The sequence below is a fragment of the Variovorax sp. E3 genome, from assembly GCF_016082275.1.
In the GTDB taxonomy this organism is placed as follows: Bacteria; Pseudomonadota; Gammaproteobacteria; order Burkholderiales; family Burkholderiaceae_C; genus Variovorax.
The window spans coordinates 1-9,393 of sequence record NZ_MOWM01000220.1; the positions used below are offsets into that span (position 1 = coordinate 1).

At 67.6% G+C, this 9,393-nt stretch carries 10 protein-coding genes; 9 read left to right on the forward strand and 1 reads right to left on the reverse strand.

The genetic code is table 11. The features are described 5' to 3' along the window. The first annotated feature begins 78 nt into the window (after window positions 1-78). The 9 genes from BMG07_RS37845 to BMG07_RS37885 all read left to right on the forward strand — a co-directional run bounded on the left by BMG07_RS37845 (window position 79) and on the right by BMG07_RS37885 (window position 7,796). Entirely contained in the window at window positions 79-1,311 is a 1,233-nt protein-coding gene (locus BMG07_RS37845; RefSeq protein ID WP_198088788.1) for a CaiB/BaiF CoA-transferase family protein, read from the forward strand. Then, entirely contained in the window at window positions 1,308-2,477 is a 1,170-nt protein-coding gene (locus tag BMG07_RS37850) for an acyl-CoA dehydrogenase family protein (RefSeq protein ID WP_198088789.1), read from the forward strand. The genes BMG07_RS37845 and BMG07_RS37850 overlap by 4 nt, the downstream gene beginning before the upstream one ends. A 157-nt stretch (window positions 2,478-2,634) precedes the next feature. Then, entirely contained in the window at window positions 2,635-3,555 is a 921-nt protein-coding gene (locus BMG07_RS37855; RefSeq protein WP_198088790.1) for a hydroxymethylglutaryl-CoA lyase, read from the forward strand. A gap of 37 nt (window positions 3,556-3,592) precedes the next feature. Next, window positions 3,593-4,240: a homoserine/homoserine lactone efflux protein gene (gene rhtB, locus BMG07_RS37860; RefSeq protein WP_198088791.1), complete on the forward strand. Its 648-nt coding sequence runs from the start codon at window positions 3,593-3,595 to the stop codon at window positions 4,238-4,240. A 13-nt stretch (window positions 4,241-4,253) separates the two neighbouring features. Further along, window positions 4,254-4,742, forward strand: coding sequence for a YbaK/EbsC family protein (locus tag BMG07_RS37865; protein ID WP_198088792.1), 489 nt, complete (start codon window positions 4,254-4,256; stop codon window positions 4,740-4,742). After that, a complete protein-coding gene (locus BMG07_RS37870) occupies window positions 4,739-4,996 on the forward strand; it encodes a DUF1289 domain-containing protein (RefSeq protein WP_198088793.1) in 258 nt (85 codons plus the stop codon). The genes BMG07_RS37865 and BMG07_RS37870 overlap by 4 nt, the downstream gene beginning before the upstream one ends. Then, entirely contained in the window at window positions 4,993-5,640 is a 648-nt protein-coding gene (locus BMG07_RS37875) for a 2-hydroxychromene-2-carboxylate isomerase (RefSeq protein ID WP_198088794.1), read from the forward strand. Before BMG07_RS37870 ends, BMG07_RS37875 begins: the two co-directional genes overlap by 4 nt. Before the next feature lie 181 nt (window positions 5,641-5,821). Further along, on the forward strand, window positions 5,822-7,516 hold the full coding sequence (locus BMG07_RS37880; protein WP_198088795.1) for an MFS transporter: 1,695 nt from the start codon (window positions 5,822-5,824) through the stop codon (window positions 7,514-7,516). Window positions 7,517-7,646: 130 nt separating this feature from the next. Then, window positions 7,647-7,796, forward strand: coding sequence for a hypothetical protein (locus BMG07_RS37885; RefSeq protein WP_198088796.1), 150 nt, complete (start codon window positions 7,647-7,649; stop codon window positions 7,794-7,796). A gap of 22 nt (window positions 7,797-7,818) precedes the next feature. On the opposite strand, the gene BMG07_RS37890 is transcribed toward BMG07_RS37885, so the two are convergent. Next, window positions 7,819-8,931 carry an ABC transporter substrate-binding protein gene (locus tag BMG07_RS37890; RefSeq protein ID WP_198088797.1) on the reverse strand — a complete coding sequence of 371 codons (1,113 nt, stop codon included), beginning with the start codon at window positions 8,929-8,931 and terminating at the stop codon, window positions 7,819-7,821. Window positions 8,932-9,393: the final 462 nt, after the last annotated feature.

Genomic DNA, 9,393 nt, shown 5'->3' on the forward strand with positions numbered 1-9,393 from the left:
CGGCGGCGTCCCCATCGGGCGCTCTGCCTGCCCCCATCCCAGCCTTCCCCCGGAGGGGGAAGGAGCGAAGACCAAGACATGAACTCCACAGGACCTCTCGAAGGAATCCGCATCCTCGACCTCACGGCCGTGGTGATGGGCCCCTACGCCACGCAAACGCTGGGCGACCTCGGCGCCGACATCGTCAAGGTCGAGCCGCCCGGCGGCGACAACCTGCGCGCCGTCGGCCCGATGCGCCACCCCGGCATGGGCGCGATGGCCATGCACCTGAACCGCAACAAGCGCTCCATCGTGCTCGACCTCAAGCAGCCCGAAGGACGCGAGGCCTGCCTGAAGCTCGCGGCCGGCTGCGACGCGCTGATCTACAACACGCGCCCGCAAGCCATGGCACGGCTCGGGCTCGGCTACGAGGCGGTGGCGGCGGTCAACCCGAAGATCGTCTACCTTGGCGCCTTCGGCTACGGCGAGCAGGGCCCCTACGCTGGCAAGCCCGCGTACGACGACCTCATCCAGGGCGCGGCCGGCATCGCCTCGCTGTTCGCGCAGCAAAGCGGCGACGCCCCGCGCTACGCCCCTGTCACGCTGGCCGACCGTGCCGTGGGGCTGCAGGCGGCCATCGCGCTGCTGGCCGCCGTGCTGCACGCGCAGCGCACCGGCAAGGGCCAGGCGGTGGAGGTGCCGATGTTCGAGGCGCTTTCGCAGTTCGTCATGGGCGACCACCTCGGCGGCCACAGCTTCGAGCCGCCGCTGGGGCCCACGGGCTACGCGCGCCTGCTCGCGCCGCACCGCAAGCCCTACGCGACATCGGACGGGTACCTCAGCGTGCTGATCTACAACGACAAGCACTGGCAGGCCTTTTTCGACGTGATCGGCCGGCCCGCGCTGCGCGACTCGCCGATGTTCGGCACGCACACCGCGCGCGCCGCGAACATCGGCGCCGTGTACGCCTTCGTGGCCGAGGTGATGGCCACGCGCACCAGCGACGCATGGTTCGCGGCGCTGGCCGCAGCCGACATTCCGGTGGCGCGCCTGCACAGCACCGAGAGCCTGCTCGACGACCCGCACCTGCGCGCCGTCGATTTCTATCCCGAGTTCGACCACCCGAGCGAAGGCCGCATCCGCACCCTGGCGCCGGTCGGCCGCTACAGCGCCACGCCCACCGCCATCCGCCGGCCCACGCCGCGCATCGGCGAGCAGAGCGTGGAGCTGCTGCGCGAAGCAGGCTACGGCGACGAGGCCATCGAAAGCATGCGCCGGCGCGGCGTCACGCTGCAACCGGACCCCTTGAACAAAGACAGAGATACAGAATGAATTTCTCCCTCGACGAAGACCAGCGCTCGCTGGTGGCCGCCATCGAACGGCTGTGCGAAGACTTCCCCGCCGACTACTGGCGCGACCACGACGACCGCGCCGTGTTCCCGCACGAATTTCACCGCGCCGTGGCCGACAGCGGCTGGCTCGGCATCGCCATGCCCGAGGCGCAGGGCGGCGCGGGGCTCGGCATCACCGAGGCGGCGCTGATGATGCGCGCCATCAGCGCGTCGGGCGCGGGCATGTCGGGCGCGTCGGCGGTGCACATGAACATCTTCGGGCTCAACCCGGTGGTGGTGTTCGGCAGCGAGGCGCAGCGCCAACGCTTCCTGCCGCCGCTCATTGCCGGCACCGAGAAGGCCTGCTTCGCCGTGACCGAGCCCGACGCGGGGCTCGATACCACGCGCCTGAAGACGCAGGCCGTGCGCCAGCCCAACGGCAGCTATCTGCTGCACGGCCGCAAGATCTGGATCTCGACCGCGCAGGTGGCCGACCGCATGCTGATCCTCACGCGCACCACGCCGCTGGACCAGGTGAAGAAGCCCACGCAGGGGCTCACGCTGTTCTACACGCCGCTGGACCGCGGCAAGGTCGAGGTGCGCGAGATTCACAAGCTCGGCCGCGCGGCGGTCGACTCGAACATGCTCTTCATCGACGGGCTCGAAGTGCCGGAGGAAGACCGCATCGGCGAGGAGGGCCGGGGCTTCGAATACATCCTGCACGGACTGAACCCCGAGCGTATCCTGATTGCGGCGGAGGCCATCGGCATCGGCCGCGCGGCGCTGCGCATCGCCTCGCAGTACGCGCAGGAGCGCGTGGTGTTCGGCCGGCCCATCGGGCAGAACCAGGGCGTGGCGCATCCGCTGGCGCGCGCCTGGGCCAACCTGGAGGCGGCCGACCTGATGATGCTCAAGGCCGCCACGCTGTACGACGCGGGCGAGCCCTGCGGCACCGAGGCCAACGCCGCCAAGTACCTCGCGGCCGAGGCGGCGCACGACGCCTGCCAGAACGCCGTGCTCACGCTGGGCGGCATGGGCTACGCGAAGGAATACCACGTCGAGCGCCTGCTGCGCGAGAGCTACATCCCGCGCATCGCGCCGGTGAGCCCGCAGATGATCCTGAATTTCATCGCCGAGAAGGCGCTGGGGCTGCCCAAGTCGTACTGAGCATGCCGACCGGGCGCCGACCGGTCGTTGGCGCCATTTGCAACGCCACTGGCGCGCATTGCTACCTTCCGGAACTTGTGTACCACGCAGGGTGTTCCCAGGTGTCCGACAATCGAAGGCGGTTTTTTCACCCTCCCGCGACAAGAGAGACAGCCCCATGAAACTCCCCACCCGCGTCAAGCTCATCGACGTCGGCCCGCGCGACGGCCTGCAGAACGAAAAGCAACCCGTCTCGGCCGAGGTCAAGATCGGCCTCGTGCACCGCCTGCAGGACGCGGGCCTGAAAGAGATCGAGGTCACCAGCTTCGTGTCGCCCAAGTGGGTGCCGCAGATGGCCGACAACGCCGAGGTGATGCACGGCATACGGCGCAAGCCCGGCGTGCGCTACTCGGTGCTCACGCCCAACATGAAGGGCTTCGAGGCCGCGATTGCCGCGCCGCGCGAGGAGTGGCCCGACGAGATCGTGGTGTTCGGCGCCGCGAGCGAGGCCTTCAGCCAGAAGAACATCAACTGCTCCATCGCCGAGAGCATCGAGCGCTTCGCGCCGGTGGTGGCCGCGGCGCTCGACAAGGGCATCGACGTGCGCGGCGCCATGTCGTGCACGGTGGGCTGCCCCTACGAAGGCGAGATCGCGCCGGCCAAGGTCGGCTACCTCGCGCAGCTGATGAAGGGCATCGGCGTGCAACGCGTGGACGTGGCCGACACCATCGGCGTGGGCACGCCGCGCAAGGTGCAAGCGGCCATGGAGGCCACGCTGGCGCACTTCGACGTAGCCGCCGTTTCCGGCCACTTCCACGACACCTACGGACAGGCGCTGGTCAACACGCTGGCCGCGCTCGAGCTGGGCGTGTGGAACTTCCAGTCGTCCTCGGCCGGGCTGGGCGGCTGCCCCTACGCCAAGGGCGCGACGGGCAACGTGGCGACCGAGGACGTGATCTACATGCTGCACGGCATGGGCATCGAGACCGGCATCGACCTGGACAAGCTGATCGACGCAGGCGTGTACATCAGCCAGGCGCTGGGCCGCGAGCCGAACTCGCTCGCGTCGAAGGCCATCCGCACCAAGCGGGCCGGCTGAGCCCCGAACACACACGCATACATACACAGGAGTTTTCGTGGATCTGCAAGTCTGGCTCGCGTTTCTGGTGGCGAGTTGCGTCATCGCGGTGTCGCCCGGTTCGGGCGCGGTGCTCAGCATGAGCCATGGCCTCAGCTACGGCGTGCGGCGCACCACCGCGACCATCGTCGGCCTGCAGCTGGGGCTGGCCGTGATCCTGCTGGTGGCGGGCCTGGGCGTGGGCGCGGTGCTCACCGCCTCGGCCACCGCGTTCACGGTGATCAAGGTGGTGGGCGCGTGCTACCTGCTGTGGCTGGGCTGGCGCCAATGGCGCGCGCCCGTGGCCGCGGCTGCGGCGGCGGAGGGCGACGCGGAAGCGTCGGTGCGCGAGCCCGACCTCACGGCGCCGCAGCGCGTGCTGCGCGGCTTCCTGACCAACGTGACCAACCCCAAGGGCATCGTCTTCATGGCCGCCGTGCTGCCGCAGTTCATCCAGCCGACGCGGCCGCTGTGGCTGCAGCTGCTGGTGCTGCTGGCCACCACGGTGATGGTCGACGTGACCGTGATGCACGGCTACGCCTGGCTGGCCGCGCGCCTGCAGAACGTGTTGCGCAGCGTGCGCGCGCGGCGCGCGCAGAACCGCGTGTTCGGCGGCGTGCTGATGGCCATGGGCGCGTTCCTGTTCATGTTCAAGCGCAGCGCCTGATAGATTCCAGCGCATGTGCGGTTCTGAACTCCATTCCCTCCCCGAAGGCGTGCAACGCGTGTCCCGCGTGCTGCAGGACGCCGGCCATCCCCATTCGCCCCGCATGCTCGACGACGCCTGCCGCACCGCGCAGCAGGCGGCCGACGCGCTCGGCATTTCCGTCGGGCAGATCGCCAAGAGCATCATCTTCCGCCGCAAGAGCGACGAGGCGGCGGTGCTGGTCATCACCTCGGGCGACAAGCGCGTCGACGAGAAGAAGGTCGATGCGCTGGTCGGCAAGACCGGCCGCGCCGACGCCGACTTCGTGAAGGCGCGCACTGGCTTCACCATCGGCGGCGTGTCACCCGTGGGCCACGTGACCCCGCCGGTGGTACTGATCGACCGCGAGCTGTTCCGCTTCGAGGACATCTGGGCGGCGGCGGGCCACCCGCACGCGGTGTTCCAGCTGCGTCCGCAAGACCTCGAGAAGCTGACCGGCGCGCCGGTGGCGGACGTGGTGTGAACTTCGGCGAAGCCGAGACGCTGGCCGACCGTGCCGTGGCCGTGCAGGCCATGGCGCAAGACGTGCCTTCGCCGTGTTCCTCCGTGTGCCGCATGGACCGCCTGAGCGGCTTCTGCGAAGGCTGCCTGCGCACCATTCCCGAGATCGCGGGCTGGAGCAAGATGGAAGACGAGACGCGGCGCCACGTGTGGCGCGCGATAGAGTTGCGGGCACGCGCCGGCATCTGGCGCGTTCCCGGAGACAACGCCGCATGAAGCACATCGACTTCTACCTCGACTTCATCTCGCCCTACGCGCACCTTGCCTTCGAGCACCTGCCCGAGGCGCTCGAAGGCCTGAGCTACAGCGTGGCCTACAAGCCGGTGCTGCTGGGCGCGCTGCTCAAGCAGCACGGCCAGCTCGGCCCGGCCGAGATCCCGTCCAAGCGCAGCTGGACCTACCGCCACGTGCTGTGGCTGGGCCACGCGCACGGCATCGAGATCGCGATGCCGGCCTCGCACCCCTACAACCCACTGGCGCACCTGCGGCTGGCGCTGTCGACCAGCGACGACGGCAGCATCAGTCGCCTCGTGGCCGAGACCGTCTTTCGCCACGTGTGGCGCGGCGGCGGCGAAGCGGGCGACGCCGCGCGCCTGGCCGAACTCACGGCGCAACTGAAGCCCAAGCGCGACGCCGGCAGCGACGAGAGCAAGGCCCTGCTCAAGCGCAACACCGACGAGGCGCTGCAGTTGGGCGTGTTCGGCACGCCGGCCTACGTGGTCGACGGCCGCCTGTTCTGGGGCTTCGACGGCCTCGCGATGCTGCGCGCCTACCTGTCGGGCGACGCGTGGTTCGACGGCCCGCAATGGGCCGCGGCCGACCAGCGGCCATCCTTGCTGCGCAGCAACAAGCAGGGCTGAGGAGAAACCCGAGCAGGGGCTCGATTTCTTACAAGCTGAAACGCACCCCGCGGGTTTCACCTTAATCCGTAAGCGTCGATTCAGTTTCGCGAAAGGCTCGGGTCAGTCGCGGCTCCAAGAATGCGCCACGGTCCTCGGAAATCGGGGAACCGCATGAACGCATACACACAGGAGACGACCAATGGCAGCCACACTAGATTCACGGGGAGTGCCGCATCCGGCCCCCCGGCCCATGTCAGCGGAGGAGAAGAAAGTCATCTTCGCCTCCTCGCTCGGCACCGTGTTCGAGTGGTACGACTTTTACCTGTACGGCTCGCTGGCCGCGATCATCGCCAAGCAGTTCTTCAGCGGCCTGGATGCGGGCGCGGCCTTCATCTTCGCGCTGCTGGCGTTCGCCGCCGGCTTCCTGGTGCGTCCGTTCGGCGCCATCGTGTTCGGCCGCCTGGGCGACATGATCGGTCGCAAGTACACCTTCCTGGTGACCATCCTGATCATGGGCCTGTCGACCTTCATCGTCGGCCTGCTGCCCAGCTACGCGACCATCGGCGTCGCGGCGCCGGTGATCCTGATCGCGCTGCGCATGCTGCAGGGCCTGGCGCTTGGCGGCGAGTACGGCGGTGCCGCCACCTACGTGGCCGAGCACTCGCCGCACGGCAAGCGCGGCGCCTACACCTCGTGGATCCAGACCACGGCCACGCTCGGCCTGTTCCTGAGCCTGCTGGTCATCCTGGGCGTGCGCGAGGGCCTGGGCGAAGCGGTGTTCAACGACTGGGGCTGGCGCATTCCGTTCCTGGTGTCGATCCTGCTGCTGGGCATCTCGGTGTGGATCCGCCTGACGCTGTCGGAATCGCCCGCCTTCCAGAAGATGAAGGCCGAGGGCAAGACCTCGAAGGCCCCGCTGTCGGAGTCGTTCGGCGAGTGGAAGAACCTGAAGATCGTGATCCTGGCGCTGGTGGGCCTGACGGCCGGCCAGGCGGTGGTCTGGTATTCGGGCCAGTTCTATGCGCTGTTCTTCCTGACGGCACAGCTGAAGGTCGATGCGACCACGGCCAACCTGATGATCGCCGCGGCGCTGCTGCTGGGCACGCCGTTCTTCGTGATCTTCGGTACGCTGTCCGACAAGATCGGCCGCAAGCCGATCATCATGGCCGGCTGCCTGCTGGCCGTGGTCACCTACTTCCCGGTCTTCAAGATGCTGACCGAAGCCGCCAACCCCGACCTGGCCCGCGCGCAAGCCACGGCCGGCGTCACGGTGACGGCCGACCCCGCGACCTGCTCGTTCCAGGGCAACCCGGTGGCCCGCGAGATCGACTTCAAGAGCTCGTGCGACATCGCCAAGCGCTACCTCGTGCAGAACTCGGTGAGCTATGAGAACGTGGCCGGCGCGCCGGGTTCGAAGGCCGTCGTGAAGATCGGCGACAAGACCGTCGAGGCCCCCATCGGCAACGTCGTGAACCTCAAGTTCGACGAAAGCTCCGCCAAGGAAATCGCCGCCTTCAAGAAGGGCGTGGCCGAAGACCTGAAGATCGCGGGCTACCCCTCGAAGGCCGACCCCGCCAAGATGAACAAGGTGCTCACGGTGCTGCTGCTGTTCTGGCTGGTGCTGCTGGTGACCATGGTCTACGGCCCGATCGCCGCGATGCTGGTCGAGATGTTCCCCACGCGCATCCGCTACACGTCAATGAGCCTGCCGTACCACATCGGCAACGGCTGGTTCGGCGGCCTGCTGCCGACCACCGCCTTCGCCATCGTGGCCTCGACCGGCAACATGTACAACGGCCTGTGGTACCCGATCATCATCGCGGGCATCACGCTGGTCATCGGCACGCTGTTCATCCGCGAGACAAAAGACGTGGACATCTACGCCAACGACTGAGCTGAGTTCATTGAATGATGAAGAAGGAGGGCGCCACCCGCGCCCTCCGTTCAACAAAGAGGCTTCATGCCAACCGCATGAAGCCTTTTTCTTGAGCCCCTTGCTTCAACCTCATCAGGAGACAACCCCCATGTGGAAAATCGCCGTCGGCTTCATCGCCTTTGCCGCCCTGGCCCTGTTCGTGATTTCCAAGGCCGGTGACAAGGTCGACATGTCCGGCGAGAAGCACGGCGGCGACACCACCACGCACGAGGCCGCGCCCGCCGCGGCACCCAAGTGAAGAGAGGGAAGGACGCGGCCGGCTAGCGCTTGAAGCGGCCGTCGCTCACGATCGACAGGTCGACGTATTCGATGCCCGTGTGGTCGGTCGGCGAATAGCCGATGTCCAGGCCCGGGCCCATGTCGTACTGGAAGTTGTTGAGCGTGGCGATGAGCTTGGCGCGCGTGGGCTTGGGCCCCGTGCGGCGCAGCGCCTCGACCATCACCTTGGTGGCCACGAAGCCCTCGAGCAGCGCGGGCGACAGCTCGTTCTGGCCCTTGGCCTTGGCCAGCGTCATCGCCTCCTTGATGAGCGGGTGGCCCATCGCGCGTTCGTAGGGCAGCACCTGCGTGATGATCACGCCCGCGCTGGCCGAGCCCAGTTCCTTGATGAAGCCCGAGGCCGCGTTGTTCGACAGCGTGATGATCTGCGCCGCCGAGCCCGCGGCGCGCAGCGCCTTGATGCCGTCGGTCACGGCCGTGCCCGAGCCGATCCACAGCACGGCCTGTGCGTTCGACTTGGTGAGCTGCGGCACGATGGCCGAGTAGTCGGGTTTGTTGCGGTCGGCCAGCGCGACCACCACCGGCTTCAGCGCGGCTTTCTCGAAGCCCTTGTTCGCACCCTCCATCGCGTCTTTGCCGAAGGAGTCGTCGGCCTGCACCACGGCAATGCGCTGGATGCCCGTGGTCTGCAGGTGCTGGATGGCCTTCTCGGCCTCGCGCTGGTAGGTGGAGCGCACGTTGAAGATGTTCTTCTGCAGCGGCTTGTGCAGCGCCATCGCGCCGGTCGACGGGCCGACCAGCGCCACGCCGTACTTGTCGAGCAGCGGAATCACCGCGAGCGTGTTGGGCGTGCCGCGGTTCAGCAGCAGCGCCACTACTTTCTTGTCTTCGATGAGGATGCGCGTGTTCTCGAGCGAGCGCTTGGCGTCGAGCCCGTCGTCCAGGCGGATCACCTCGATCTGCTCGCCGTTGATGCCGCCCTGCGCGTTCACGGCGTCGATCACGAGCTGCGAGCCCATGATGGTTTCCTTCACGCTGGCCGCCACCGGCCCCGAAAGGTCGGCCGACTGGCCGATCAGGATCTGGGCCGGCGCACCCTGCGCCATCACGGCCAGGACAAGCGCGGCGGCGCAGGACGTGAACGTCTTCTTCATCGAGCAAAGCCTTTCCACGAGGCGGGCGCCCCTGTCAACAGGTGTGTAATGTGTTGCTGAAAGTGACATTCGCGATCGCATGGAAACCCTGTCAAACCAAGGTTTCCAGATGCCGCTGTCGATTCCAATGGAATGAAGGCTTCTTCACCGGGAACGGAGCCGCGATGCCTTTGAAATCGACCGTCCTGCGACGGTGGTTACTTCGGAGCGCGGTTCGAGATCTGGGCGGTTGCGGGGGGCGGCGGGCGCCGTTTATGGAGAGCCTTCGACGGAGGTTGCCCTGCCCTCCGGGCGACAGGTGGACTACCGTGATGGGGTTTGGGACATGGCTGCGTGAGTCGCTTTGCGCGTGTTATTGGTCGGTGGCAGGTACGTCAGAATGCGACCCGACAGCCGCACTCGGCCAAAAGCCGACCTTGGCCTCGCGCCCCCTTCTTCAACGTGCATGCGCGCAAGCAACCT

What these genes read in the sequence shown, in the direction of transcription:
- BMG07_RS37855 (WP_198088790.1), top strand. Translation starts at nt 2,635, where the DNA reads ATGAAACTCCCCACCCGCGTCAAGCTCATCGACGTCGGCCCGCGCGAC.
- BMG07_RS37845 (WP_198088788.1), top strand. Translation starts at nt 79, where the DNA reads ATGAACTCCACAGGACCTCTCGAAGGAATCCGCATCCTCGACCTCACG.
- BMG07_RS37880 (WP_198088795.1), top strand. Translation starts at nt 5,822, where the DNA reads ATGGCAGCCACACTAGATTCACGGGGAGTGCCGCATCCGGCCCCCCGG.
- BMG07_RS37875 (WP_198088794.1), top strand. Translation starts at nt 4,993, where the DNA reads ATGAAGCACATCGACTTCTACCTCGACTTCATCTCGCCCTACGCGCAC.
- BMG07_RS37890 (WP_198088797.1), bottom strand. Translation starts at nt 8,931, where the DNA reads ATGAAGAAGACGTTCACGTCCTGCGCCGCCGCGCTTGTCCTGGCCGTG.
- BMG07_RS37865 (WP_198088792.1), top strand. Translation starts at nt 4,254, where the DNA reads ATGTGCGGTTCTGAACTCCATTCCCTCCCCGAAGGCGTGCAACGCGTG.
- BMG07_RS37850 (WP_198088789.1), top strand. Translation starts at nt 1,308, where the DNA reads ATGAATTTCTCCCTCGACGAAGACCAGCGCTCGCTGGTGGCCGCCATC.
- BMG07_RS37885 (WP_198088796.1), top strand. Translation starts at nt 7,647, where the DNA reads ATGTGGAAAATCGCCGTCGGCTTCATCGCCTTTGCCGCCCTGGCCCTG.